The organism is Corallococcus sp. CA047B, assembly GCF_003612065.1.
GTDB lineage: Bacteria > Myxococcota > Myxococcia > Myxococcales > Myxococcaceae > Corallococcus > Corallococcus praedator.
In genome coordinates this window covers 1-25,920 of the sequence record NZ_RAWD01000118.1, presented here as the reverse complement: position 1 = coordinate 25,920, position 25,920 = coordinate 1, and the positions used below count along the sequence as shown (strand labels likewise).

Here is a 25,920-nt window from a genome sequence, read left to right as displayed (position 1 = left end):
GTTCCTGGGGATGGGCGGCCATGCGCCCGAAGGCGACCAGCGCGCACTTCGCGGCGCGCGCACCATCGCGCTGCCGGAGCAGTTGCTCCGTCAGGCTCCAGAAGAAGCCCTGGGGCGCCCCGGACTCCGCCAGCAGTGTGAATTCCGCGTCCTCCAACTCGCGGGGAAAGCGCTGAGCGAGTTCCACGAGGAAGCCGGTGAAGCCCTGCCGGTACGCATCGCGGTACGCGACCAGGGTCTCGGGGATCCGGTCGGCGGCGAGCAGCGCTTCCACCAGCCATTGCCGGGCCTCGGCCATGTCCGGCAGCGCCTCCACCGCGCGCCGAGCCACCTCCACCGGTGCCTCCGGGGGTGCGTCCGGAGGCAGCGCGCGGAACTCGGCGCGGAAGCGGTCGAATACCTCCTGACGTGACAGGGAGACCGGACCCGCGGCCTCCAAGGAAGCGGCGGCGTCTGGCGGAGGAGCGAGGGGTTCCGCCTGGGTTCGCGGTCCTTCGCGGCCCTCGCGAGCCGCCAGCACCGTTTCGTATGCCTGTCGCAGGCGGGCGAAGCCCTCGGGGTCCGTCTCCGGCTTACGGGTCTTGAGCCGTCGCAGGTACGCACGGCGGACGGTGTCGCCCCCAGGGTCGGCGTCCACGCCCAGTTCCTGGAGTGCTTCCTCGAAATCCATGCGGACGGGGACGATAGCGCGGGACGGCCTTCACGGCACGCCGGGCACTGCCTCTCCAGGGGCCACCTCCCGGGGTGCACCTGACCGTGTATGAGGTGCGAGGAATCACGTAGGAATGAGCAGACATGTTCCCTTGATTGCGCCCACCCGGCACCGGGCCTCCGCCAATTGGCCGATGCGCTCCGGGGCCAGCTCCGCTGTGCTCCGGGCACATGCTCCGTGCCAAGCTCCTCCCGTGATGAACCTGCGCCAGGATCCGGTGGCTTCGCTTTCCGCGTTGTCCTCCGTGCTCGACCTCGCCAATGGGCTGGAGGGGGAGAAGAGCCTGCTGACCGGCCTGTTCGCGCTGGAGCTGGCGCTGGACGGCGGCCTGTCCCGGGCCGACGCCCGGGCCGCCTTCTACGTGGGCCTGCTGCGCCACCTGGGCTGCACCGCCTACGCCGCCGAGGAGTCGCGGCTGGGCAACGACGTGCACCTGCGCCGCAACCTGCTGCGCGGGGACGCGGGCCGTCCCGACCATGTCGTGCGCTCGGTCCTGGACGCCAACTCCAGCCTGCCCCGCCGCGCCGCCGGACTGGCGCGCCTGCTGACGTCCTCGCGGCGACTGCGCTCGGAATGGTTCGCGGAGGCGTGTGGCGCGGCGCGACTGCTCGCCTCCGGACTGGGCCTGGACGCGCGGGTGCTCCAGGGGCTCGATGAGGCGTACGAGCGCTGGGATGGCGCGGGCGGCCCGCGATTGCTGGGCGGCACGGACCTGCACGAAGTCGGGCGCGTCGCGCAGGCGGCCCATGTGGCCGTCGTCTTCTTCGTCGGCTCGGGCACGGCCGTGGCGCAGGAAGCCCTCGCGCTGCAATCCGGGACGACGCTGGACCCGGCGTGGGCAAAGCGGGCCCTGGCCGCGACCGCCTCGCTCCAGACCTTGTCGGATGCACGCATCGAGGCGGCGGAAGCGTGCCTGCTCGAAGCGCCGCCCACCCTTGACGCCACCGCGCTGGCGATGACCTTCGGGGACTTCGCGGACCTGCAGAGCCCCTTCACCCGCGGGCATTCACGGCGCGTGGCGGAAGCATGCGCATCCGCCGCGCCCCGCCTGGGCCTGGACGCGGCGGCGCAGGCCACGCTCCAGCTCGCGGCATCCCTGCATGACCTGGGACACGTGACCCTGCCCACCGGCCTGTGGCTGCAACCCGACTGGTCCCGCTCGGACCGGGAGACGTCCCGGGCCCATGCCCACGCCACCGAGCAGTTGCTCACCGCCACGCCCATGCTGCGGGACGCTGCGCGGCTCGCGGGCGCGCATCACGAGCGACTGGATGGCGGAGGCTATCCCCGGGGCCTCGCGCCCGCGGGCCTGTCCCGCTCCGCGCGACTGCTCGCGGTGGCCGACGTCTGGGTCGCGCTCCAGGAGGAGCGGCCCCACCGTCCCGCGCGGGCCGTGGCCCTGGCGAAGCAGGTCCTGGAGGCCGAGGTGAAGACAGGCCGGCTGGATGCGGACTGCGTCGCGGTGGTGACCGGGACGAAGGATGTCCGGCGCGCCCTCGCCGCCGGCCCCACCTCCGCGCTGACGCCCCGTGAGGTGGACGTGCTGCGCCTGCTGGCGGGCGGAGCGACGAACAAGGAGATCGCCGGGAAGCTCGGGGTGTCGGACCGCACGGTGCAGCACCACACCATCCACATCTACGAAAAGCTGGGCGTGAGCACCCGCGCGGGCGCCTCCCTGGTGGCCGCGCGCGCGGGCATCGTGTGATCCGCCATCTGGCCGATGTGGGCCTGGGCACCTCGTGGTGCATTGGGCCCATGAACAAGCCCTTCCCCGTCGTCCCCTTCTTCACCACCCTGGCCGCGCTCGTCCTGTTGCAGGGCTGCGCCACCGCCACCGCGTGCCGGACCCGGCCCTCCGCGTCCCCAGGCTTCGAACGGACCGCCTCCGACGGCATGTGCCTGAGCAGCGTCCGCTGGGAGCCTCCCCAGCCGCCCGTGCGCGGCGTGGTGGTCCTCATCCACGGCCTGCGGGACTACTCCGACCGCTATGGCCGGCTCGCGGAAGCGCTTCAGGCCCAGGGCTTCGCCGTCGTCGCGCAGGACCACCGGGGCCACGGCCATTCCGGCGGTGACCGCCAGCGCCTGGAGTCGATGCAGCAGCTCGTGGATGACGTGGACGGCGTCGTCCAGGACGCCCGCGCACGCCACCCGGGCGTGCCGGTGATGGTCTTCGGCCACAGCATGGGCGGGCTCATCGCCACGCACTACGTGCTCCAGCACGCCTCCGACGTGTCCGGGCTCATCCTGAGCGGCGCGGGCATCGTGCTGCCGCCGGGGGTGTCTGGCTTCGACACGCGCCTGGCGAAGATCTTCGGCACCATCCTCCCCGGGCTGCCCGCGCAGGACCTGGACAGTCAGATGTTCCTGCACGACGGCCTGGAGAAGGAGCAATTCCTCGCCGATCCGCTCATCACCCACGAGAAGCTGCCCGCGCGCTCCGCCAAGGCGCTCATCGCCGGCATCGAAGCGCTGGATGGGAAGTTCCAGGACCTGAAGCTCCCGCTGCTGGTGGTGCATGGCGGCGAGGATGTCATCACCGCCATCGATGGCAGCCGCGCCCTGGTGGCGCAGGCCACGAGCACTGACAAGCGCCTCATCATCTACGAGGGTCAGCGCCATGACCTCGCGCACGAGCCCGACGCGGCGAAGGTCGTCGGAGACATCGTGGGCTGGGTGGACGACCACGTCCCGCCAAACGCCGCCGCAACCGCCGCCCCCTGACGATGGGAGCCGTCGAGAGGCCGACTCCCCCTGCGGATCAGGGCCCGACGAAGGCCACCAGGGCATCGCGGACCCAGGAGCAGCGCGCGGGCATCGCCGCGAGCCTCACGGACATCGTCGCGGAGCTCGCGAACGAGCCGGGCCAGCGCGAACGGGCCTGGGTTCTCTTCCACGAAGCCGTCGACGGCGGCGAGGGCATCGCTGGCAAGGCGCTCACCAACGTCGAACTGGTGGACTCGGTACGCGCGAGCGCCATCGCCCTGCGCGCGGGCCAGGCCGGACGCCAAGCAGGTCTCCAGAGATTCGTTCCCCCTTCCCGCGACCCGGGGTTCTCCGCAAGGACGCGCGCCTCGTGGAGCGCAGCCGTGGACCGCGACGTCGTGCTGAAGCGGACGCCAGGGCGGGTCCATGGGCAGCGGCGTCCGCCGGGGCCACTTCACGCCGAACCTGTCCGACTGTCAGACAAGTTTGCGCCAACTGCAGCCGGGGCCGCGCCGGACCGCCAAGGCGACGAGGGCGGTGGGCTCTCGAGTCCATGTCAGACGCCTCTGCTTGGATGGCAGAGGCTTTGGCGAGGAGGGTGATGGGGATGGAGCGGGTGGGACTCGTTGCGCAGGTGGAGGAGCAGCTCGAGCGCGAGCTGGTGCTGGGGCGGCTTCCGGGAAGTGGCCAGCTTGGCTCGGAGCAGAAGCTGGCGTGCCATTACGGGGTGAGCCGGGGCACCGTGCGCGAGGCGCTGCGGCGGTTGGCGGCGCGGGGCCTGGTGATGCAGCACCCCGGGCGCAAGGCGCGCGCGGTGGCGCTGGACGCGTCGCTGACGCTGGAGAACCTGGGCCTGGCGCTGCATGACGAGCGCTCCGCGGAGGGCCGGTGGCTGCTGGAGGGCTTCTTCTGCCTCAAGCGGCAGGTGTTGGTGGAACTGCTGGCCGACTGCTGCGCGAGGGCTTCCGCGGCGGACCTGGGGCTGCTGGCGGACGCGTGCTTCAAACTCTGGGACGCGGCGCGCTGGGAATCAGGCGCACGCTGCGCGCAGTTGGAATTCGACTTGCTGCGGCTGGCGGCCCGAGCGGCGGCCCGTCCCGGGCACCTGCTCCTCATCCAATCGCTTCGGCGAGCCCTGCGGGGCAGCGCGGCCCGGCTGCTGCTCCTCATGGGCGGCGAGTCGCTGCGCCAGTGGGCCTGCTGCGCGATGGGGGCCCTGCGAGAGCGTGACACGCGGGCGCTCCAACACACGCTGCCGGCGCTGCTGAAGGCGTGTGATGAGCAGGTGTTGGGGCAATTCGCGCCCGCCCTCCAAGACGAGCCACGGGAGGCCCGCCCCCGAGAAGAAGCGCGTGGCCCTGGCCGCCTCGCGCCAGCCGCCGAGGACACCATGGCGCTCGGAGGGGTACCTCGCCCATATACGCAGGCCCTTCCCGTGGAGCCAGACCGCGAGGCGTTCCGGGCTCCAGCCGCACCTGGTTTCAACCCCGGCGAACCTGGCGAGAAGAACGCCGGAGGGGACGAGCCAGGCTCCGCCTCGGGAAACCTGTCCGACTGTCGGACAGGTTGGGACGCTTCGTCCGCGGAGGGGAGGGCTTCCAGCCCGAGCCTCCCCCCACCGGCTTTCGCGTACCCACCTGAGGGGCGGTGCTCAAGGGTGGGCCGACCACTTCACGACGCCCAGAGCAAGTGCCCCCACCGCCGAGGCCGGCGGGCTGCGCGCTTCTGGAGCGTCCAGGACCTGCGCCCCAGGCCTGAGCGGTCACGGTTCTTCGCCACTGCTCGCGTCCATGCGGCTCAGGCCCCTCTTCTCCTGAGGAGGCACGCCTGCGTTGATTGACCTCGGATGCAGCCACTCGAGCCGGGTTTCCACACCGGATGCGTCAACGACCTTCTGGCGACCTGCTTGGACACAAGTCGGGCCCCCACCCTTTCGGAGCGGGCCGCTCGGCACCTGCTGAGCACCGCTGAAGCGACCTCCTCCTTCAGCGGTGCTCGACTTCTCACGGCGCGTACTTCCAGGTGGCCGTCACCGCCGGCTGGAAGCAGTGCACGTGGGCCTTCGTGGCGCTGGGAAGCTCCTGCACGACGCCCGCCCCGTAGCCCTGAGCGCGGCACCACTGGCTCACCTCCAGGCGCGAGCCCGGCACCGTGTAGTCACCCAGGTTGGACACCGGCCCCAGCACGGACTTCTCCACGTCCGTCTGGAGCCCGGAGTTGAAGCAGCCCACCCACGGCCGAGACGTCACCTCGAACACCTGCCCCGTGGTCCACCCCTGGCTGTTGCAGAAGCGGTGCGCCGCGGCAGTGCAGTGCGTGCCCGTCACCACCCGCTCATCCGTGCAGCCGGAGTGGATGCGCGCCAGCTCCTCGAACGTGACCGCCACGCTCTGGTGCTGGATGGGCGCGCACGCCACCGTCAGGTCCGTGGCCGTGGACGCCACTGGCACGCCGGCGAGCGAGATGGGCGGACGGTTGCTGACCAACTGCAGGATGGTGTCCCAGGTGTTGGAGGTGCTCGCCATCGCATCCCCCGCGCCCCGCTGCGCGCAGCCCCGGTGCATCGCGGACGCACACGCCTGCGTGTTCAGCGCCGCCACGCTGGTGCAGGCCGGTGCCTGCGCACTCATCGCGAACTGGCCCGCCGAAGGCGTGTGCTGGATGGCCTCCTCGCGGCAGTTCGCGCCATGCGCCGTCATGCAGATGCTCCGGTTTGAGCGCGCGTGCGTGAAGATGCGCACCTCGTCGATGGCACCCCGGAACGAACCCTCGCCATTCACCGGGCAGCGCTGCGCGTCCAGGTTCGCACCCGCGCCGATGTAGAGCGTCCCCGTGCCCAACCGGGCCGTTCCCGGCGCGACGGGCAGCGTGCGGTTCGTGGGCACGCCGTTGAGGTACTCGTTGAAGACGCCAGTGACGCCGTCCCAGGTGTACGCCAGATGGCTCCACTGCCCCACGGGCAGGGCGGGACTGAAGCCCAGCCGCACCCGCGTCCCATTGACGACCAGGGAGAAGTTCACCTGGTTGCCGGCCTCATAGATGATGTCCAGCCCCCCGGACTTCTGCATCAGGTAGCGGTACGGGTTGCCGGTGGTGCAACCCGTCTGGATGTCCGCGTCCGGCCGCACCGCGAACTCCACCGACAGGCCCCTCACGGACGCGCCCACGCCCGGCACCGTGCCGGAGGCGTCCGTCAGGTTCACCGCGAGCGCGCTGCCGCCGGGCACCATCAGCGCCTTGCCCTTGCCGTGCGGCTGCCACAGCGAATCCGTGGGCGCCGAGCGCGTCACCGCGTTGCCCGGGGAGATGGACGCGCCGCCCACCATGGTGCCCGTATAGAAGTGGCCGGACAGGTCCGGCGTGCGCGCCAGGTCGTACGCACCCGCGCGGGTGACCAGCTCGTTCATCGGCAGGAAGAGCAGGTGGAATGGATCCACCAGCTCGCCCAGTTCCACCTCGTTGTAGTCGCCCGTGTTGCTGCCGAAGAGCGCCAGCACGTCGTGCGTCTTCGTCACCGGCAGGTAGTGCGCTTCGTTGCTCTGGCCCGGGGGGAAGTTGCGCGACGGCAGGCGCTCCTGCTCGAAGTTCCACATCGGTCCGGAATAGAAGAGGTGCGCCAGGTCCATGCGGTCCGTGTTGATGGCCCCGTCGATGTGGTACGCGGTCCAGTTGGTGTCCGCGCCCACCAGGCTGACCGCCTCACGCCGCGCGCCGTCGGTGTACGTGACGGCGATGTAGACGAGGTTGCGTCCCTCGTGGTCCACCCAGGCGTACGCGCCCCGGACGAGCGCCCCGGACGTCGTGTCACCGAAGTCCTCGCCCGTGGCCGCCTTCAGGCGCTTCCACGCGAGCGGGTAGCGCTTCACGCCCGCGTTCGGGTCGTTGAACATCATCGACAGCGGACGCGGGGTGCTCCAACCCGTCCTCGCGCACGGCGTCGCGTTGTACGCGTACATCATGTGGTCGATGTTGCCGTTGTTCGCGGGCCCGCCCTGGTAGATGAGCAGCCGACCGTCGGACGTCATCGTCGGTTCGATGCCCCGGATGTCCGCGCCGGTGACGGTGGTGAGCTTTTCCAGCGCCCCCGTGGTGAAGGATGAGATCTCCGCCTGCGTCGTGAACGGCTGGGACACCCGCACGTCCACCGGACGGCGGCGGAAGATGTTGTCACCGTTGTACATCTGCGAATCGAAGAGGAACGGCTGATACACCGCGACGCCGCCCGAGAGCGTGTACGGCTGCGCCGGATTCGTGAAGCAGAACGCCAGCGCGTTCTCCCCGTCGTGCACGTCCACCGTCCTGCCCGTGGAGAAGGCCGCCGAGAACGACGGCAGGCCCGACGCGTCGTACGTCACCGCCTCCGGGCGGAACACCCGGGCGCGCCATGTGGTCGTCATCGTCGCCGCGTCCTCACGGACGTTCCCGATGAAGACGCGCCCATCCACCGTCGAGGAATGTCCGTTCGAGCCGAACGGCGTCCGGATGCGCGTGTTCACCAACGACGGGCGCCCCTCCGCGAACACCCCCGAGGGCACCACCGCGAGCGCCGCGCCGAGCAACGCCCCCAGGCTCCAGGTAAGTTTGTTTTGCATGGAAAGGAGGATAATCAAACCTCCCTCGCCTACCCAACCCCACCCGGCCCTCCGTCAGGGGTGGGGAAGGACGTCGCGCAGGAACCAGCGGGTCTCCTCCAGCACTTCGCCGTCGACGCCATGCGCGAGCGTGGGCAGCACGCGCAGCCGGACGCGGGCGCCGCGCGCTTCGAGCCCCCGCGCCGCCTCGTCGGAGAGCCGGGCGGGCATGACGGCATCGCGCGCGCCGTGCACGAGCAGCACGGGGACGGAGGTCATGTCCGCGACAGCGGGGGCGTCCTCGGCGAGCCGTCCGGACAGGGACACGACCGCCATGGGCGGCGGCTGACGGTGGAGCGCCAGCCACTGGGCCAGGATGGCACCTTGCGAGAAGCCGACCACGACCAGCCGCTCCGGGCCCAGGTCCCGCTCCGCGAGGGCGCCGTCGATCCACGCGGACACCTCCGCGCCCGCCTGCCGCACGCGCGCGGGACGGCTCTGCTCGGTGATGCCCTGGAGGCTGAACCACTGCCGGCCCGTGGTGGCGCCGTCGAACGGATGCAGGCCGTCCAGGACCACGACCTCCGCGTGCGGAACATCGGGGGCCAGTGCCCGCGCGATGGGGAGGAACGACTCCGCGCTCGCCCCCACGCCGTGCAGCAGCACCACCAGGTATTCGGCGCGGCCCGAGGACGGAGGGAGCGTGAGCACGCGCGCGGGCGTGGGGGACTTCGGGGCCATGGGCGTCTTCTCCGGGGAGGAAGGAGGGGTGCGGCCACAACCCGCTCCCAACAGCGCGAGCAGCAGGGCGACCACGAGGTGCGGGAGCATCAGCTTCGGGGCGTGGCCTTGGGCTCGCCGCCCACGCCCCAGTTCTCCGCCGGCAGTTCGCGCAGCAGGACGCGGATGCTCTCGCGGGGCACGCCAAGCACCCGCTCGGCCGCGTCGGTCAGCTCGCGGATGAGCGCCGCCTTGCGCTCAGGTGTCCGTCCGTCGAGGAGGGTGACGTCGATGATGGGCATGACCGGACTCTTGGCTCAGGAAGCGTTCGAAAGGTGCTGTAAAGCGCGCCCGCTGAACAGTCCCCGCGACCCCTTCCTCCAGGAATCGAACAAACTCTTGCGCTTTACTCGTTTTTCATACAAGTCCGCTTGAACCATTCCCGGACCGCCCTCCCGGTCCGGGCCAACCTTCGAGGGTGATTTGGCTTCGAGACCGAGCAGGACGCAGGGACTGTGGGCGCTGGGACTGGTGCTGGGGCTGACGGCGTGTGGCGGAGCCCCGGCCCCTACAACGCCCGACGCGGTGACGCCCGAGGCCCTGGTCGCGCAGGAGCAGTCGGCCACCGCGGCGCCGCTGGGCCGGACCATCTGGCTCAAGGCCTGTGCCACGCAGAAGTACGTGTCGGCGGACCGGAACATCCACGCCAACGCGCCGCTGGTCGCCAACCGCGACAGCTTCCAGGGCTGGGAGCAGTTCGTCGTGGGGGACGCGGGCAATGACTTCATCTCGCTGCGCGTGAGCGAGACGGGTCTCTACGTTTCGGCGGATCCGAACGCGGGCGGCCAGGTGACGGGCTTCCGCACGGCGGTGGGGGACTGGGAGCGCTTCACCTGGGTGCCCTTCCCGGACGGCACCGTGGCCCTGAGGGCGAAGAGCAACAACCTGTTCGTGTCCGCGGACGCCAACCAGGGCGGCACCGCGCCGCTGTACGCCAACCGCACGACGGCGGGCTGCTGGGAGGCGTTCTCCTTCGGCATCGTGGGCGGCGGCAGCGAGGACCGCTGGGTGCAGGTCTGGAGCGATGAGTTCGACGGCACCAGCTACAACACGGCCCACTGGGCGCCCAACACGGGCGTGCACGTGAACAACGAGCAGCAGCAGTACACGAATTCGCCCGACAACATCTCGGTGAGCAACGGCACGCTGAAGCTCACCGCGCGCCTGCAGTCCAACAACGGCTACCCCTTCACCTCTGGCCGGCTGGAGAGCGCGGGCAAGAAGGAGTTCAGCCACGGCCGCATCGAGGCGCGCATCAAGATGCCGGTGGGCCCGGGCCTGTGGCCGGCGTTCTGGCTCCTGGGCAACAACATCAACACGGTGGGTTGGCCGGCCTGCGGTGAGCTCGACATCATGGAGAACGTCGGCTACGGCGACTGGGTGTCCGGCGCGCTGCACGGCCCGGGCTACTCCGGCAACACGCCCATCAACGGCCGCTTCTACACGAACTCGTCCGTGAGCGACTGGCACGTGTACCGCACCGAGTACTCCACCTCGGACATCAAGTGGTACGTCGACGGCGCGCTGGTGAAGACCACGCTGCGCGGCGAGGTCGAGCGCTACGGCGCATGGGCGTACGACAAGCCCATGTTCATCATCCTCAACCTCGCGGTGGGCGGCGGCTATCCCTTCGGCGTCAACGGCGCCACGTGGCCCTACTACGGCGTGCCGCAGTCCACCCTGGACCTCATCCGCAACGCCCCCCAGACGATGGAAGTCGACTGGGTGCGCGCCTACCAGTGGCGGTAGTCCCCGCTTCCCGCCGGGCATGAGCAGGACGGGGAGTCCACAGTGGCTCCCCGTCCCCACCGCTCCTATCCTGCGGGGCATGCCGCTCCCGCCCCTGCTCCTCCTGGCCGACAGCGCTCCGTTGTTCTGGCGTGTGGAGGGGCGCCCCTTCCTGGACTTCGTGCGGGTGCTCACCGGCGCGGACCTGCGCGTGCCGCCCGTGCGCGCCGCCTACCTGGGCGCCTCCAACGGCGACGTGCCGGCCTTCTACGAAATCTTCACCGCGGCCATGGAGGGCATCGGCCTCTCGCACTGCCGGGCCATTCCCGCCGCGCCCTCCCCGGAGGACCTGGAGTGGCTGAAGGGTGCCGACGTCCTCCTCCTCGCGGGCGGCGACCCGCGCGTGGGCTGGGAGGCCTTCCAGGCGCACGGGGTGGACGCGCTCCTGCGCGAGCGTCATCAGGCGGGCGCGGTGCTGATGGGCGTGTCCGCGGGCGCCATGCACCTGGGCCTGGGCGCGTGGTGCGACGACCTGCCCCAGGAGGGCGAACCCTTCCCCACGTTGGGCCTGGCGCCGTACCTCATCAGCGTGCACGAGCCCGCCGACTGGCCGGGCCTCAAGCTCGCGGTGCGGCAGGCGGGATTGCCCACGCGGGGGCTTGGCATTCCGCAGGGGGGCGCGGTGCTGTTGCACGCGGACGGCAGCGTGGAGCCCGTGCGGCAGCCGTTGGTGGACGTGTCGCTGGACGTGGAGGGCCGGCTGCATGAATCGCTGCTGCTGCCTCCCGCCACGCCCTACCGGGGGGATGCGCCCGACGCGCCGGTGGACCGGAAGACGCTCCAGTAGGTCCCCAGCAGGTCCATGAGGCTTCACGCGGTCCGCGGTTGGATTCACGCCCCTGCCGGGGCACACCTTCGAGGAACAACCATGGCAATCAGACCGGGCACGACCGTGGGAGCATGGGCACTGGTGGCGGGGCTGACCGCCTGCGCGGGAGCGCCGGTCGCGCCCCAGCGCGAGGAAGCGGTCCGCACGAAGGACGGCTGGGTCCGGGTATGGGGCGACGAGTTCAACGGCACGGCCGTGGATGCCTCCAACTGGATCATCACCACCAACGTGCACGTGAACGACGAGCAGCAGCAGTACACGACGTCGCCGGACAACGTGTCGGTGGGCGGCGGCACGCTGAAGCTCACCGCGCGCCTGCAGTCCAACAACGGCTATCCGTTCACCTCCGGCCGGGTGGAGAGCGCGGGCAAGCGGGAGTTCCGCCACGGCCGCGTGGAGGCGCGCATCAAGTTGCCGGTGGGCCCGGGGCTGTGGCCGGCGTTCTGGATGCTGGGCAGCGACATCGCGAAGACGGGGTGGCCGGCGTGCGGTGAGCTGGACATCATGGAGAACGTGGGCTTCGGGGACTGGGTGTCCGTGGCGTTGCATGGCCCGGGCTACTCCGGCGACACGCCCATCAACGGCCGCTTCAACCCGAGCACGCCGGTGAGCGAATGGCACGAGTACCGCGTCGACGCCTCGCCCACGGACATCCGCTGGTACATCGACGGGGCGCTGGTGAAGACCACGACGCGCGCGGACGTCGAACAGCACGGCGCGTGGGCATTCGACAAGCCCCTGTTCATCATCCTCAACTTCGCGGTGGGCGGCAGCTATCCCTCCGGCGTCAACGGCGCGAAGGAGCCCTACTTCGGCGTGCCGCAGGCCACCGCGGACCTGCTGCGCCAGGCGCCCCAGACGATGGAAGTGGACTGGGTGCGCGTCTCCCAGCGGCGGTAGGAGGGCCTACAGCGCCCCACTCGCACGAATCTCCGAAACCGTTTCTGATTTCCCGGGTTGAAGTGTCCGTAGAGGACCTGCCCCCGTTTTTCGGAGCCCGCGTGCCCCCATTTCCTGAAACCCCGAGCCGCTGGCTGCTGCTCGGGTTGCTGCTGGGGTTCGCGACCCCGGCCGGCGCCAAGCCTGGCGGCCCCGGCCTCTTCTGCGCCGAGTACCCCACCACGCCCGCCTGCCAGGGCACCCAGCCCGCCTGCACCTACTGCCACGTGGCCCCGCCCCAGCGGAACGCGTACGGCGCCGCGCTGGAGGCCTGGCTGCTCCCCGGCAGACCGCGCCCCCTCTCCGACGCGGACTTCGCGCAGGCGCTGCCCGCCGCGCTCCGCGCCATCGCCAACGAGGACACCGACGGCGACAAGGCCCCGAACCAATTCGAAATCGAGCAGGGCTCGCTGCCCGGCGACGCCCGAAGCGTCCCGCCCAGCGGCATCTGCGGCGGCGGGGACAACCCCCAGTTCAAGGTCTGCCAGTACGACACGCGCTTCGTGTACCGCCGGCTGCTGAGCGACTTCTGCGGCGTGTCCCCCACCTATGCGCAGCTCCAGGCGTTCCTGGCGCTGGGCACCGAGGACCTGAAGCGCGCCTTCATCGACCAGGAGCTGGACCGGTGCCTCCAGTCCGACTTCTGGCGCGGCAAGCACGGGCAGCTCTGGAAGGTGGCCCACCCGAAGATCCGTCCCGTGGGCTCCATCAAGTCCGGCGAGGACGCGGGCCAGATTCCCCTGGCCGACTACTACGACGACTACGCCCTCTTCACCTGGTCCCAGACGGATGACCACGACGCCCGCGAGGTGCTCACCGCCCGCTACTTCGTGAAGCGCTCGGGCGCGAACCCCACCACCTACGCGTCCGTCAACACCCTCGCCTCCCAGACGGTGGACGCCGCGCACCGCGCCGGCAACATGACGAGCGCGTGGACGCTCACCTCGTTCGTGATGTTCACCGCGCTGCCTCGCAACGCCGCCTCGCAGATGTACCGCGCATACCTGGGCCTGGACATCGCGAAGCAGGAGGGCCTGCACAGCGTCACCAATGAGCCCCGCGACTACGACGCCAAGGGCGTGAAGGCCGAACAGTGCGCCGCGTGCCACGCGACGCTCGACCCGCTGTCGTACCCCTACCGCAACTACAACGGCATCAGCGGCGCGCTGTCCAACCGCTACCTGCCCAACCGCCTGGAGCTGCTGTTCCCCAACGACGTGGAGACCCTGAAGCAGACGCCGGAGAAGGGCGTCATCCTGGGCCAGCCCGTCAACGACCTCCTGGAGTGGGCGCAGATCGCGAGCAACAGCGACGCCTTCGCCATCTCCACCGTGACCGACTACTGGAAGCTGCTCCTCGGCCACGCGCCCACGCCCGAGGAGAACGAAGAGTTCGTCCGCACGTGGAAGGCCCTGCGCACGACGCACGACTACCGCGTGCAGAAGATGCTGCACGACCTGATCCGCACGGAGGCCTACGGTGCGCCCTGAACGCCTGCTGCTCACCTGCCTCCTCCTGACGGGCTGCTCCGACAAGCTGCCCATCGCCGTCGACCTGGGCCCTTCGGATGCCGGCGGTGGCGTGGCGCCCTCCTACGATGGCGGCGTCGCCAGGTCCCAGAAGGGCAACCTGCGCTTCAAGGGCCCCGAGCGCCTGACGCTCGACCTGGCCTCCGCGCTGGAGCTGCCCGTGGCGTCCGTGTGCAACGAGCTGGGCCAGTACCCGTGCCTGAACGTGCACGGGGTGTCCCTGGGCGGCGTGGACCCGTACGCGCACAGCGTCTATGAGACGGCCCCGGTGACGGGCGCCGCCGCGCCGATCGCCGTGGAGCGCACCGTGCTCTCCGCCTGCAACGCGCGCATCGCCCAGGACCTCAACGCGCCGGCCACCGCGGTGGTGTTCAAGGACGTGGCGCTGACGAACGGGAAGCTCAATGACCCCACGAGCCCCGCCGTCGCCACGGCCCTGTCGTCCCTGGTGCGCCGGGCGTGGCTGCGCGACCCGACCCAGGAGGAGCGCGACACGCTGGTGCAGCTGGCGCGCGACGTGGAGGCCACCGGCACGCCCAACCCGGGCGTCGCCTGGATGCAGGCCGCGTGTCTCGCCGTCTTCTCTTCCGCCGAAGCCGTCTTCTACTGAGGAATCCCGTCCATGACCCTCGAACACACCGGTCGGCTGTCGCGTCGGGAGATGCTGCGCGCGTTGTCGCTCTGCGCGGCGGGCTCCGCCACCCTGGGCCCCCTCCTCTCCGGCTGCCGTGAATCCCTCCAGACGCCCGAGGCGCTGGAGAAGCTGGGCCGCAAGCGCGACGCGCTCGACGGCAAGCCGAAGTTCCTCATCGTCATCGGGGCGGCGGGAGGCGCGTCCATCGTCGACAGCTTCCTCGCCGTGCGCCAGTCCGAGTCCGTCAACGCGGGCGCGCTCAACACCTTCCCGGACGCGCAGGTGCAGTCCGTGGCGGGCAGCCCCTTCCGCGCGGTGAAGTACAGCAACAGCCGCCTGGGCAGCATCCCCATCCCGGTCAACACCGACCAGCTGGCGTTCGTGAAGAAGCACATGAACGACATGCTGGTGGCCACGTCCGTGGGCACGTCGGTGAATCACAACATCGCGCAGAAGCGCTCGCTGACGGGCAACGCGGCCTGGAGGGGGCGCACGCTCCAGGAGGCCGTCGCGCTCCAGTGGGGCGCCAGCATGCCGCTGCCCAACGTCAACATGGGCACCGGCGGCTACTCCGAGCGCGGCACCGACGGGGACCTGCCCCTGTCCTGCTTCGGGGAGACCGTGGTGAACCCGTCGCTCTGGCCCCTGGGCCTGGACGGCTCGCGCGGCATCGCCAACGCCCCGTCGAAGGACGTCATCGCGCTGGCGCGCTCCACGCGCAACGCCCTGGATGAGAAGTCCATCTTCGGCCGCACCTTCCAGGACAGCGCGGCGCTGAAGCGCTGGAACGAACAGCGCGGCGTGCAGCAGCCGAAGCTGGAGGGCATGGACCTCATCACCCGGCTGAACATCCTGCCCAACGCGCCGCCGCAGATCCCCCTGGCGCAGTACGGGCTGGACAGCTCGCCGGACGGGGCGCGGCTGCGCGCGGCCTTCCCCGCGTTCTTCACCGACCCGGTGGAGGGCCAGGCGGCGCTCGCGTTCCTCCTGCTCAAGTACCGGGTGTCCGTGTCGGTGACGCTGGGGCCCGACTTCAACGTCGCGGTGGGCGGGCAGAACGGCATCGCCAACCCGCCGCTCGCGTTCGACATCAGCCACAACGACCACCGGGGCGGCCAGGCCTTCATGTGGGCGCGCATCCTGGGCGCGGTGGATTCGCTCATCGGCCTGCTCAAGTCGGAGCCGTTCGATGCGGCGACGGGCGAGTCCATGTGGGACCGCACGATGATCTACGTGGCCACGGAGTTCGGCCGCACCCGCCCGCGCCCCGCCAACGCCACCGAGTTCGGCTCCGGCCATGACCTCAACAACGGCTTCCTGCTCCTGTCCCCCATGGTGAAGGGCAACACCGTCCTGGGCGGCATGGACCCGAACACCACGCTCACCTACGGCTTCGACGCGCGCACCGGGCAAGCGCAGCCGGGAAAGATGACCTCCAACGAACCGGACATCTTCTCCGGCGTCCTCACCGCCATGGGAGCCGACCTGGGAGGCAGCGGCCTGCCGGACGCGAGCGCCTTCAAGCGCGCCTGACGCCAGGGGCCGGGCGGGGAAATGCAAAACAATCCGCCGGCCAGCCTTCCCCGTAAAGGGACGGGAACATCCGTTCTCCGAGGGGGCTGGTCATGGCGGTCCAAGGCATTACGGGAGGCGGAGGGTTCGCCTCTTTCACGAGGGTTCCCGCGGGGGAGCCGAAGGCGGTGCCGGTGCGTCCGGCCGCTGTTCCGGGGACGTCCCCCACCGTGCCCACGCCGGGCGTGCTCCAGGAACGCACCCGCGACGGCTTCACGTCGGCGCCCGCCTCGTCGCGGCGGATGGACCTGCTGGGGGGGGGGCCATCCACGACCAATGCAACCTCATCGGTCGGGACGACGCCGGCCACCCCGGGCCCCAGGGCCGCCATGGCGCCCGCGGCCCAGACGGTGCGGGGCACGACGCCCAAGGACGAAGGCGTCTCACTGCCCTTCCGCGCGGACCTGACCGCCCTGCGCACGAGGATGAAGGGGCAGGTCCCGACCGAGGCCCAGGTGCTGGAGGAGATCAACGCCCAGTACCAGCGGAGGCACCCTGGCGCGCCGAAGATGGAGTGGGTCGGCACGAAGCCCTCGGACAAGGCGCTCTGGGAGGATGTCCAGAAGGGCTTCATCGTGGTGCAGGTCCGTGACACCACGCTGAAGTCCGTGGACGCGAAGACGGCGGCCGGACGCGACGCCTTCGCGAAGAAGTTGCCCCCGGAGGAGCGGGCCTCGCTGGAAGCGGAGGTGGATCGCCGCTACGGGCAGAAGACGCAGAGCAGCGACAAGCCCGCCACGCCGGAGGAGAAGGCCTACCGGGAAGCGCTGCGCCAGGACCTGCTGAAGCAGCGCCAGGCCCTGGAGGGCGTGCCCCCGCACGTGCGCGACTTCCTCATGGGCCAGGATATCCCCTCCGGCACCGTGGATCCGGAGACGCTGAAGCGGGTCGCCGCGAAGCTCTCCACCCTGTCGCCCGAGGAGCTGGCGGACTACGCGAGCCGGGTCACCGGCAACACGACGGACCTGGGCGCCTTCGAGGCGTCCGTGGACCGCTACCGTCAGGAGCGCACCGAGCGCCTGGACGCGGCCGACAGCCTGCGCCAGTTGCAGACGCGGCTGACCACGCCCGCGCAGGTGTACTCGGACTACAACGCGTACCGCGCGCTGGTCGACTCCAACGAAGGACTGTTCGTCACGGGCTCGCAGGCGGCCGTCCTGGAGGACAAGCTCAAGGCGGAGCTGCCCCAGCACGGGTTCGCGGACATCCCCGCGTACGAGAAGTCCCTCAAGGACTTCCGCGCGGGCTTCGAGCAGGAGGCGCGGGCGCTGGGAGAGGCGCAGCTCACCCGGTACGCGCACGACCTGTTCGCGGCGGAGTCGCGCTACGCGGATCCAACGGCGCTCAACGAGGCCCTGTCACCGGCCCGGGAACTCTACGCGCAGGCGAAGGCGATGCGCGCGAAGGCGGACCTCATCGAGCGTCCGCCCAACGCGTCCGTGGCCCGTCCCCAGGGCGACGTCGCGAAGCTCCGCGCGGACGCCAACAGCCTCGTCTTCAAGGCGGAGGGCCTGCTCAAGAACCTCGCGGAGCGCCACCCCCTGCTCGCGCGGGACCAGAAGTTCGCGCAGCAGCTGGCCCAGGCGTCACCGGGAGAGACCGCGCAAATGCTGAAGGCCCAGGTGGATCAGCGCCGTCAGGACATCGCGACGACGCGCGCGAAGCTGCGCGATGATCCGCAGTTCCTCTACGGGCTGGACAACCTGCTCGCGGCGTCGCGCTCGGCGCAGGGCCTCCTGCCCGGCTCGCTGCCGGCGCGGATGATCGACGACCACGTGCGCGGCAAGCAGGGCGAGCAGGTGCTGAAGGACGTGGCGGTGGCCACCGTGCTGGTGGGCGCGGGACTGTTGTCGGGTGGCGCCGGCATTCCCGGCCTCGTCGTGGCGGGGGTGTCCGCGGGCGTGGGCGTGTACCAGGCGAAGGAGGCGTTGGATGAGTACCAGTCCGGCGTCGCCGCGAACAACACCGGCCTGTCCTCGCAGGAGCCGTCCTTCGGCTGGGTCGTGCTCGCGATGGCGGGCGCGGCGGCGGACCTGGGAGGCGTCGCGAAGGCGGCGCGCGTGTTCGACGCGATGAAGGACGCGGTGCGGGAGTTCAACGCCTCCAAGGACCTGGTCAAGCTGGACCTGCGACTCAAGGCCGTGCCGGGGATGACCTCGCCGGTGCGTGCACAGGTGCTGGACGCGGCGAAGAACGAGGCGCGCCTGCAACAGCAGGTGAAGGGACTGCTGACGCGCGGCGGACCGCTCCAGGTGGGCGAAGGCGTCGCGCCGGATGCGCGGCTGGGAGAGCTGTCCGGCGTGGCTCGCTCACTGGCGGAGCGGGGCGAGGACTCCTTCGGGCGGTTCATGCAGGAGCTGAAGACGGGCCAGCTCATCGAAGGGGAGCCCTCCCCGGCGGCGATGAAGCGGCTCAAGGAGGTCTACGAGGAGGGCGTGCAGGAGGTGAAGCAGGCCCGGAAGGCCGCGGAGACGAAAATCCTGGGGGGCCTGGAGGACACGAAGCCGGCCACGACGCCCAAGGCCTCTCCGACTCCTGGGAAGGTCCCGAAGCCGGAGGTCCCCCGGACGCCGGAGGTGAAGACGCCCACGAAGCCCGTGCCGCCCGCGCGGCTGAGCCAGAAGCAGGCGTTGGAGGAGTACAAGAAGATCACCGACCGGTTCGCCGTCGACGACGACTTCGCCCCGGAGGCCATGCGGGCGCAGGTGCTGGGCACCTTCGAGAAGGCGGGCGGCGACCCGGAGATGGCGCGGTCCCTGAAGGCGCTGAGCCAGCAGGACCCGTCCGCGTTCAACAAGGCCTTCGCCAGCGATCCTCCGGGCGTGCTCTTCGAGCTGGGCACTTCGAAGAACCCGGAGCTGGTCCAGTACACGCGCAAGGTCCTCGCGAACACGGTCAACGGCACCGTGCGGCCGCAGGACATGAAGAGCGCGCTGCGCGACGCCAGCTTCCTGTCCCAGCTTCCGCCTTCCGGTCCAGTGCGGGAGATCACCGATGGCTACGGCGCCAGCGGGCGCATCTTCACGGGCGAGCGCGACGGCAAGTCGCTCGTCTTCAAGGTCGACAACCAGGTCGACCTGGTGTTCCGGGACCCCGCCTCCTACGAGGTCGACCGCACGGTGCGAGCGCTGGAGTCCTACGGAGGCCCGAAGTACGAAGGGCAGTTCCGCGTCATGGATCCGAAGACGGGGCTCTGGCGACAGGCCGTGGCCATGGAGAAGGTGGAGGGAACGAACCTGGGTGCCCTGCGGGACCTCCAGGCCGCCGGCAAACCCCTGCCCTTCCCCATCACCGAGCGCCACGCCGAGGCCCTGAAGAAGCTGGAGGACTCGCTGCGCCGCGACGGCGTCCAGATCACCGACGTCAACTGGGGCGACTTCATGCTGACGAACGACCCCAAGCGCCCGCTGGTGCCCCTGGACATGCTCCCGGTCCAGGGCCGGCTGCCCGACACGGGCCTCAAGGGCCCCGAAGGACGCAGCGTGGGAGACGCCCTGCGCGAGCTGCTCACCCCCCCTTCACGCAAGCCCTGAACCCGGCAGCCTCGCCCACAGCACCGTGGCGTTGGGCCGGGCGGGCTCCGGGGTGATGCCCAGCTTCTTGAAGTCCTGCGAGTAGCGCGACCCCTTGAGCACCACCGCCCGGCGCGCCACGCGCCGGGCCTCCTCCACCGTGGCGCGCGTCAGCGGCGAGTAGTCCGCGTGGCGGCGCAGCGTCTCGAACGCGACCGAGGACTTGCGCTCGCGCTCGAACATCGGGTCGAAGAGCACCACGTCGAACGCGCCGTCCGGAAACGCGCGCAGGGCTTCCGCGGCGTCCGCGTGCACCACGTCCACCGCGCACGCGGCGGGATGGCGCGGCAGGCCCGCGAGCCCGTGGTGCACCAGCAGGTAGAGCGCCGGACTCTTCTCCAGCGCGGTGACGCGCCCCGAAGGCCCCACCAGCCGCGCCGCCACCTGCGCATCCGCGCCCAGGCCCAGCGTGCAGTCCAGCACGCGCTCGCCTTCGCGCAGCCCCGCGATGCGCAGCAGCATGTCCTCCGGCACGCCCGCATCCAGTTGCTTCACCCGCAGGTGCGCGAGCCCCGGGGAGAAGCGAAGCGACCCCTGCGCGTCCACCAGGGACACCGCGGTGGACTCGAAGACAACGAGCGCATCCGCCATGTCGGTGAGCAGCTTCTTCAGGGGCAGCTTGTGGTGACGCTCCACATAGGGCACCCCCACCGACCCCGCCGCCTCACGCGCACGCTGTGCGAGCACCCCGTCCACCCGGTCCGACGTGGTGACCACCAGCGCATGGCGGAGAGACGACCCGGGGGGTTCGGACGACGGCCCGGACGAAGACGCGGACGACGGTTCAGACGATGCGGGCATGGCGGGTCGTGGAGCCTACCTCGCGCGTGCGAACCGTCCTGCGTCTGTCACCCGCACGGCACCACCCCTCCCCCCAGGGGCATGGTCCCGCATGGTGTTGCGCCTTAACTCTTGGACCGCGAGCAGGGATGTCACGGAAACCCTGTTCGTACGGCCTTGCTGGTTCAAGGAGGCAGAGGGGGAAGAAGACATGCGACGCCACCGGATGGCCCATGCGGGCGTGCTGCTGTTCGGCGTGACGGGGCTCCTGGTGGGCATGGGGCTGACGCGCGCGGTGCCGGACACCGCCCCCGCGCTCCGACCGATGCTCGACCCGCCGCTGGCGTCCCCCACGGGGACGGGACCGCGCGCGCTGGCGCTGGGCGACTTCGACGCGGATGGCCGCCTGGACGTCCTCACGGCCAACCACCGCGAGGGCAATGTGTCGCTGCTGCGGGGCCTGGGGGATGGGACGTTCGCGGCGCCGGTGGACTCGGCCACCGGCCTCATGCCCACCGCCGTCGCGTTGGGGGACTTCAACGGGGATGGCCGCCTGGACGCGGTCACCAGCAACTTCGTCGGCACGGTGTCGGTGCTGCTCGGCCGGGGTGATGGAACGTTCCTGGCCCGGACGGACCTCGCGGTGGGCCGGGAGCCTTCGTCGGTCGGCGTGGGCGACTTCAACGGCGATGGCCTGCTGGACGTGGTGACGTCCAACGGGCTCACCGACTCCGTGTCGGTGCTGCTGAGCCACGGCGATGGGACGTTCGCGCCCCGGAAGGAGGCCCCCACCGGCACGGGGCCCTTCGGGGTGGCGGTGGGCGACTTCAATCACGATGGGAAGGTGGACCTCGTCACCGCCAACTTCGTGGACACGGTGTCGGTGCTGCTCGGCCACGGGGACGGGACGTTCGCGTCTCGCGTGGACTACCGCACGGGCAACTCGCCCTATTCGGTCGCGGTGGGGGACGTGGACGGCGACGGGGCCCTGGACCTCATCACCGCGAACTTCCTGGACCGGAGCGTGTCCCTCCTGCGCGGCACGGGCACCGGTGCGTTCCAGCCCCGCTCGGACTTCCCGGTGGAGGGCGGGCCGTACGCCCTGGCGACCGGGGACTTCGACGGCGACGGTGCCCTGGACCTCGCCACCGCGAACTTCTTCGAGGACACCGTGTCCGTCCTGTCCGGCCGGGGCGACGGTACCTTCGGCGCGGCCACCCGCTTCGCCACGGGAGACGGGCCCTACGCGGTCGCGGCGGGCCGCATCAACCACGACGCGAAGCCGGACCTCGTGACCCCGAACGCGCGGGGCCGTGACGTCTCCGCGCTGCTGAGTGCTCCCACCCCGAACGTGGCGGTGGACCTCACCGGGCCCCAAGCCCGGGCCGCACCTCAAGCAGGACCTCAGGGCACGGGGACCGCCGATTCAGGCATCATGGGCCGCGAAAGCGAACCGCTGCCCGAAGCATTCGGAGGTCCCCCTGCTGAACATCCTTCCGAACCCCGATGAGGCGCTCGGCGCGACCAACCCGCTCCTCCTCACCGTCGAGCACCTGCTCAGCGATGAGGAGTGCCTCGCGCTGATTGAGCGCATCGAGGGCGTGGGGCCGACGGCGGCGCCCATCACCACGTCCGCGGGCTTCGTGATGCGCCCCGACATCCGCAACAACACCCGGGCGATGTTCGACGACGCCGCGCTGGCGACGACGCTGTTTGAACGCATCGCGCCCCACGTGCCGCTCCGGCTGGAGCGCGAATGGGAGGCGTGCGGGACGAACGAGCGGCTGCGCTGCTATCGCTACGACGTGGGCCAGTACTTCGCGCCGCACCACGACGGCGCCTTCGTGCGCCACCGCGACGAGCGGAGCCTGCTCACCTTCATGGTCTACCTGAATGAAGGCATGCATGGCGGCGCGACGAACTTCTTCTCGCTCGGCCACTCCGTGACGCCCAGCCGGGGCACCGCCCTGCTCTTCAACCACCACCTGCTTCACGAAGGCGCGGAAGTGACAGAGGGCCGCAAGTACGCGCTCCGCACCGACCTCATGTACCGGCGCAGGGGCGCGTGACGGAAGCCGCCCCGGTGCCTCCTACCGGGAGCGCTTCAACTTCGACCACATCAGGCCGACGAAGGTGTCGGGCGCCGGCTCCTCGCGCATCAACTCCGCGTCCTCGTAGCCACGCGCGGGAGGCGGAAGGGCCCGGGGCACCTGGGGCAGCGGCAGGGGCTCCGACCAGGACAGCCCCTGCGCATGGCGCTCCATCACCTCCGCGAACGAGCGCCGGGGGGTGGTGCTGGAGGAGATGGCCGCGGTGCTCTCCACCCGCTGGAGGGCCCGGATGCGGAGGACGACGCTGGCGCCCTCGGCCCGCGAGATGCCCGTCACCCGTCCGATTGGACCTCGCGGTCCCCGTCCCTGGCCCATCGGCATGCCTCCCGTCGCGGGACAAACGTAGCGCTGGCCCGCCTTCCCGGCCACTGCCCGGGCCTCCGGAAGGGCGCGGGACGGCCCGTTCGCCCACCTGTGGCCCCAGGATTCAACAATCGCTGAAACCGCCCCCGGGGGTCCCGCGTACCAGGGAGGAGCGCCCACCCCGGGCGCGTCCGGAGGCCCGCGTCCATGTCGTCCGCCCCAACCGTCTCCCCCCTCGCCCGCCGCGCGCCAAGGACGGTGGCGCGCAGGCTGTGGCCCGTGGCGCTGGTCCTGCTCGCGGCGTTGAGCGCGTGCACCGAGGCGCGTGGCGCCGCATCCGGCCCCACCGCCCCTTCCGTCGAAGCCGCGCAGGTGAAGGACGGACGCAAGTACACGAAGCCGTCCGACGAGGAGTTGCGGCGCACCCTGTCGCCGACCGTCTATCAGGTGACCCAGAAGGAGGGCACCGAGCCGCCCTTCCGCAACGCCTACTGGAACCACCACGAGGAAGGGCTCTACGTGGACGTGGTCAGCGGCGAGCCCCTCTTCTCCTCGCGCGACAAGTTCGAGTCCGGCACCGGCTGGCCCAGCTTCACCCGCCCGCTGGCGAAGGAGCACGTGGTGGAGAAGCGCGACAGCAGCCTGGGCATGGTGCGCGTGGAGGTGCGCTCCAAGGACGGTGACTCCCACCTGGGCCACGTCTTCGAGGACGGGCCGGAGCCTACCGGCCTGCGCTACTGCATCAACTCCGCGTCGCTGCGCTTCATCCCCGTGAACGAGCTGGCCGCGAAGGGTTACGGGACATGGCTGCCGGCCTTCGGTCGCAAGACGTCCAACGAGCCTCAGGGCGCGGTGGCCCCCGCCGCGGGCGCGGTGGTGCTGGCGGCGGCGAAGGCCCCGACGGAGGCCACCACGGAGACGGCATACCTGGCGGGCGGATGCTTCTGGGGCATGGAGGACATCCTGCGGAAGATCCCCGGAGTCATCGAAACGGAGGTCGGCTACACGGGCGGCGCGAAGACGTCCGACCGCCCCACGTACGAGGACGTGCACCTGGGGACGACGGGACACGCGGAGGCGGTGCGCGTCGTCTTCAATCCGAAGCTGCTGACGTACGAGGGGCTGCTGGAGAAGTGGTTCTTCCGCATGCACGACCCGACGACGCTCAACCGCCAGGGCAACGACGTGGGCACGCAGTACCGCTCCGCCCTCTTCTACCTGTCGGACGCGCAGAAGAAGACGGCGGAGGCGGTGAAGGCCCGCGTCAACGCGTCGGGCAAGTGGCCCCGTCCCGTCGTCACGCAGATCGCCCCCGCGGGCGAGTGGACCCCCGCCGAGGGCTACCACCAGGACTACCTGGTGAAGAATCCGGGCGGCTACACCTGCCACTACCTGCGCGACTGATGCGCACCCGGCAGGGGCCCGTGCGCAGCAAGCATCATGGGGCGCGGTCGTGGACCTCGAAGGTCATCCCCGCCTTGCGCAGGCGCTCCACCAGCACCATACCCATGGCGGACGCGGGCGTGAGGACGCCGCCCCGTTTGGGAAGGGTGTCGAAGGCAAGGCACAGCGCGGACTCCGCGAGCATGCGCGACGTCGCCGCGTAGCCCGGGTCTCCCTTCGCCGCCACCTTGCCCTCCACCTTCACCCGCTGGCCGCTCTTGGGTGAGAGGCCCTCGCCCAGCATCCGCACCTCGAAGCGGCCGCTCTCGCGAATCTTCGCGGACGGCCCCTGCCCGGGCGCGGGCAGCACGTGCTTCTCCAGCAGGCCGCGCACCGCGTCCACGCTCGAGGCAGCCATGAAGGCTCCCAGCCCCGCGGTGGTGGACGCCGCCAGCGCGAGCCCCTTGGCGCCGGGACCGAAGTCGGTGACCTCCGCGTAGAAGAAGTCGCGGCCCCACGGGAAGCCCAGGAGCGCGTTGGAGCGCCGCACGACGCGCGTGTTGACGGAGGCCATCACGAACGGCGCCGTCCACCCGCCGGTCTCCGGGCTCTTGCGCACGGTCATCTGGTCGCGCTCCTCCTTCGTGCCACGGCCGGGCTCGGGGTCCAACGCGTGGGCGCTCGTCAGCACGCGGCGCAGCGCCGGCTCCGCCTTCACCGCGTCGAACGTGTCCATCATGCTGGCGACGGTGCCGCCGCTGAAGCCGCCGCGCATGCGCGTCAGGTGGTAGCGCACCTGGTCGCAGTGGCCGCCGTGCCGCTCGCGCATGTAGTCCTGGACCATGAGGACGCCCAGGTCGGAGGGGATGGAGTCGAAGCCGCACGTGTGGACGATGCGCGCCCCGCTCTCCCGCGCCTGCGTGTCGTGCGCGTCGATCATCTTGCGCATCCAGTGCACTTCACCGGTCAGGTCGCAGTAGTCCGTGCCCGCGCGGGCGCACGCGGCCACCAGCTCGCTGCCGTAGCGGTTGTAGGGCCCCACCGTGGAGATGACGACGCGCGTGCGCGCCACCATCGCATCCAGGGAGGCGGCGTCCTTCGCGTCCGCGATGACGACCGGCAGCGCCGCGCACGCGGGATTCAGCCGGACCAGCTCCGCGCGGACCTGCTCCAGGCGGCCCGCGTCCCGTCCGGCGAGCGCCCACTTCGCGCCCTGCGCGTCCCGGGACTGGGCCAGGTATTCCGCCACCAGCCGGCCGGTGAACCCCGTGGCACCCCACAGGACGATGTCGAACTCGGTCTTCTTCTCGCGGGCCATGAAGTCTCCAGGTACCGGCAGCGGATGCCCCGGGTGGACGTCCCGGCCACGTCCTCACGACGCGGGTACGAAGTTGTGACCGCCGCATCCGCGGCGACAAGGTGTACGTGTCGTTGAAGAGGTCCCCACCCTGGACCTGCTCCGGCGGGGCCGGGGGCCCATCGCGTAGTCGGACCCTCCATGTGAGCGCAAGCGGGATTGCGTGGGCAGGGAATCCACCTGTACGTCACACCACACCCGCGCCGCCCGGCGTCACGAGCGCAATCGCAGACGGATGGGACCGCGCGCGGTGGACGCGTCCACCACCCGCCCGCCCTGGACGATGTCCAGCACCCCACGCGCGACGAGCCTGCGGGCCGCCTCGCGCACGGGCTCCATCCGGGAGCGCCATTCCCC

General features: G+C 70.8%; 21 protein-coding genes. 13 read left to right on the top strand and 8 right to left on the bottom strand.

Features of this window, described 5'->3' with window-relative positions; translation table 11 throughout:
• Nucleotides 1-637 (bottom strand): hypothetical protein (locus tag D7X74_RS19510; RefSeq protein WP_199741855.1); only part of this gene is annotated, 637 nt, incomplete at its 3' end.
• 271 nt (nt 638-908) lie between these two features.
• On the opposite strand from D7X74_RS19510, the gene D7X74_RS19505 reads away from it, so the two are divergent.
• From D7X74_RS19505 to D7X74_RS19490, 3 genes are all read left to right on the top strand, one after another.
• Complete coding sequence (locus D7X74_RS19505; protein WP_158622257.1) at nt 909-2,417, top strand: HD domain-containing phosphohydrolase; 1,509 nt, start codon at nt 909-911, stop codon at nt 2,415-2,417.
• Nucleotides 2,418-2,467: 50 nt separating this feature from the next.
• Nucleotides 2,468-3,433 (top strand): alpha/beta hydrolase, encoded by a 966-nt coding sequence (locus D7X74_RS19500; RefSeq protein ID WP_147446622.1) that lies wholly within the window; start codon nt 2,468-2,470, stop codon nt 3,431-3,433.
• Nucleotides 3,434-4,022: 589 nt separating this feature from the next.
• Nucleotides 4,023-5,255 (top strand): GntR family transcriptional regulator, encoded by a 1,233-nt coding sequence (locus tag D7X74_RS19490; protein WP_370450776.1) that lies wholly within the window; start codon nt 4,023-4,025, stop codon nt 5,253-5,255.
• Nucleotides 5,256-5,418: 163 nt separating this feature from the next.
• Here D7X74_RS19490 and D7X74_RS19485 read toward each other — a convergent pair whose 3' ends face one another.
• Genes D7X74_RS19485 through D7X74_RS19475 form a run of 3 tightly spaced genes read right to left on the bottom strand, consistent with a single transcriptional unit; the run spans nt 5,419 to nt 9,008 of the window.
• Entirely contained in the window at nt 5,419-8,007 is a 2,589-nt protein-coding gene (locus D7X74_RS19485; RefSeq protein WP_120534476.1) for a LamG domain-containing protein, read from the bottom strand.
• A gap of 54 nt (nt 8,008-8,061) precedes the next feature.
• Nucleotides 8,062-8,817, bottom strand: a complete 756-nt coding sequence (locus D7X74_RS19480; protein WP_120534475.1) for an alpha/beta hydrolase — start codon at nt 8,815-8,817, stop codon at nt 8,062-8,064.
• A complete protein-coding gene (locus tag D7X74_RS19475) occupies nt 8,817-9,008 on the bottom strand; it encodes a 2-hydroxymuconate tautomerase family protein (protein ID WP_120534474.1) in 192 nt (63 codons plus the stop codon). The genes D7X74_RS19480 and D7X74_RS19475 overlap by 1 nt, the downstream gene beginning before the upstream one ends.
• A 181-nt stretch (nt 9,009-9,189) precedes the next feature.
• On the opposite strand from D7X74_RS19475, the gene D7X74_RS19470 reads away from it, so the two are divergent.
• From D7X74_RS19470 to D7X74_RS19440, 7 genes are all read left to right on the top strand, one after another.
• Nucleotides 9,190-10,515, top strand: coding sequence for a family 16 glycosylhydrolase (locus D7X74_RS19470; protein WP_199741854.1), 1,326 nt, complete (start codon nt 9,190-9,192; stop codon nt 10,513-10,515).
• A gap of 79 nt (nt 10,516-10,594) precedes the next feature.
• The gene (locus tag D7X74_RS19465; RefSeq protein WP_158622256.1) at nt 10,595-11,341 is read left to right on the top strand and encodes a Type 1 glutamine amidotransferase-like domain-containing protein; all 747 of its coding nucleotides are present in this window, start codon (nt 10,595-10,597) and stop codon (nt 11,339-11,341) included.
• Between the two features lie 81 nt (nt 11,342-11,422).
• Nucleotides 11,423-12,283 (top strand): family 16 glycosylhydrolase, encoded by an 861-nt coding sequence (locus D7X74_RS19460; RefSeq protein WP_120534472.1) that lies wholly within the window; start codon nt 11,423-11,425, stop codon nt 12,281-12,283.
• A gap of 101 nt (nt 12,284-12,384) precedes the next feature.
• Nucleotides 12,385-13,812 (top strand): hypothetical protein, encoded by a 1,428-nt coding sequence (locus D7X74_RS19455; RefSeq protein WP_233602172.1) that lies wholly within the window; start codon nt 12,385-12,387, stop codon nt 13,810-13,812.
• A complete protein-coding gene (locus tag D7X74_RS19450; protein WP_233595493.1) occupies nt 13,802-14,461 on the top strand; it encodes a hypothetical protein in 660 nt (219 codons plus the stop codon). The genes D7X74_RS19455 and D7X74_RS19450 overlap by 11 nt, the downstream gene beginning before the upstream one ends.
• Before the next feature lie 12 nt (nt 14,462-14,473).
• Nucleotides 14,474-16,018 (top strand): hypothetical protein, encoded by a 1,545-nt coding sequence (locus tag D7X74_RS19445; protein ID WP_120534471.1) that lies wholly within the window; start codon nt 14,474-14,476, stop codon nt 16,016-16,018.
• Between the two features lie 167 nt (nt 16,019-16,185).
• Nucleotides 16,186-19,590 carry a hypothetical protein gene (locus D7X74_RS19440; RefSeq protein WP_147446621.1) on the top strand — a complete coding sequence of 1,135 codons (3,405 nt, stop codon included), beginning with the start codon at nt 16,186-16,188 and terminating at the stop codon, nt 19,588-19,590.
• Here D7X74_RS19440 and D7X74_RS19435 read toward each other — a convergent pair.
• The gene (locus D7X74_RS19435; protein WP_120534469.1) at nt 19,576-20,430 is read right to left on the bottom strand and encodes a class I SAM-dependent methyltransferase; all 855 of its coding nucleotides are present in this window, start codon (nt 20,428-20,430) and stop codon (nt 19,576-19,578) included. The genes D7X74_RS19440 and D7X74_RS19435 overlap by 15 nt on opposite strands.
• 190 nt (nt 20,431-20,620) lie before the next feature.
• Here D7X74_RS19435 and D7X74_RS19430 point away from each other — a divergent pair, with 190 nt between their 5' ends.
• Together D7X74_RS19430 and D7X74_RS19425 are read left to right on the top strand one after the other, a co-directional pair.
• On the top strand, nt 20,621-21,919 hold the full coding sequence (locus D7X74_RS19430; protein ID WP_158622255.1) for a VCBS repeat-containing protein: 1,299 nt from the start codon (nt 20,621-20,623) through the stop codon (nt 21,917-21,919).
• Nucleotides 21,920-22,010: 91 nt separating this feature from the next.
• The gene (locus tag D7X74_RS19425; protein ID WP_233602171.1) at nt 22,011-22,478 is read left to right on the top strand and encodes a 2OG-Fe(II) oxygenase; all 468 of its coding nucleotides are present in this window, start codon (nt 22,011-22,013) and stop codon (nt 22,476-22,478) included.
• Nucleotides 22,479-22,499: 21 nt separating this feature from the next.
• On the opposite strand, the gene D7X74_RS19420 is transcribed toward D7X74_RS19425, so the two are convergent.
• Nucleotides 22,500-22,796, bottom strand: coding sequence for a hypothetical protein (locus D7X74_RS19420; protein WP_120534467.1), 297 nt, complete (start codon nt 22,794-22,796; stop codon nt 22,500-22,502).
• A 234-nt stretch (nt 22,797-23,030) separates the two neighbouring features.
• Here D7X74_RS19420 and D7X74_RS19415 point away from each other — a divergent pair, with 234 nt between their 5' ends.
• Entirely contained in the window at nt 23,031-24,227 is a 1,197-nt protein-coding gene (locus D7X74_RS19415; protein ID WP_120534466.1) for a bifunctional methionine sulfoxide reductase B/A protein, read from the top strand.
• Nucleotides 24,228-24,261: 34 nt separating this feature from the next.
• Here the strand turns inward: D7X74_RS19415 and D7X74_RS19410 are convergent, their stop codons facing one another.
• Nucleotides 24,262-25,524, bottom strand: a complete 1,263-nt coding sequence (locus tag D7X74_RS19410) for a trans-acting enoyl reductase family protein (RefSeq protein ID WP_120534465.1) — start codon at nt 25,522-25,524, stop codon at nt 24,262-24,264.
• A gap of 252 nt (nt 25,525-25,776) precedes the next feature.
• A partial coding sequence (locus D7X74_RS19405; RefSeq protein WP_120534464.1) for a DUF3253 domain-containing protein occupies nt 25,777-25,920 on the bottom strand: 144 nt, incomplete at its 5' end.

Coding starts and splice junctions, on each gene's coding strand:
- D7X74_RS19415 (WP_120534466.1), top strand. CDS start 23,031: ATGTCGTCCGCCCCAACCGTCTCCCCCCTCGCCCGCCGCGCGCCAAGG.
- D7X74_RS19435 (WP_120534469.1), bottom strand. CDS start 20,430: ATGCCCGCATCGTCTGAACCGTCGTCCGCGTCTTCGTCCGGGCCGTCG.
- D7X74_RS19410 (WP_120534465.1), bottom strand. CDS start 25,524: ATGGCCCGCGAGAAGAAGACCGAGTTCGACATCGTCCTGTGGGGTGCC.
- D7X74_RS19430 (WP_158622255.1), top strand. CDS start 20,621: ATGCGACGCCACCGGATGGCCCATGCGGGCGTGCTGCTGTTCGGCGTG.
- D7X74_RS19475 (WP_120534474.1), bottom strand. CDS start 9,008: ATGCCCATCATCGACGTCACCCTCCTCGACGGACGGACACCTGAGCGC.
- D7X74_RS19485 (WP_120534476.1), bottom strand. CDS start 8,007: ATGCAAAACAAACTTACCTGGAGCCTGGGGGCGTTGCTCGGCGCGGCG.
- D7X74_RS19505 (WP_158622257.1), top strand. CDS start 909: ATGAACCTGCGCCAGGATCCGGTGGCTTCGCTTTCCGCGTTGTCCTCC.
- D7X74_RS19500 (WP_147446622.1), top strand. CDS start 2,468: ATGAACAAGCCCTTCCCCGTCGTCCCCTTCTTCACCACCCTGGCCGCG.
- D7X74_RS19490 (WP_370450776.1), top strand. CDS start 4,023: ATGGAGCGGGTGGGACTCGTTGCGCAGGTGGAGGAGCAGCTCGAGCGC.
- D7X74_RS19465 (WP_158622256.1), top strand. CDS start 10,595: ATGCCGCTCCCGCCCCTGCTCCTCCTGGCCGACAGCGCTCCGTTGTTC.
- D7X74_RS19480 (WP_120534475.1), bottom strand. CDS start 8,817: ATGCTCCCGCACCTCGTGGTCGCCCTGCTGCTCGCGCTGTTGGGAGCG.
- D7X74_RS19445 (WP_120534471.1), top strand. CDS start 14,474: ATGACCCTCGAACACACCGGTCGGCTGTCGCGTCGGGAGATGCTGCGC.
- D7X74_RS19460 (WP_120534472.1), top strand. CDS start 11,423: ATGGCAATCAGACCGGGCACGACCGTGGGAGCATGGGCACTGGTGGCG.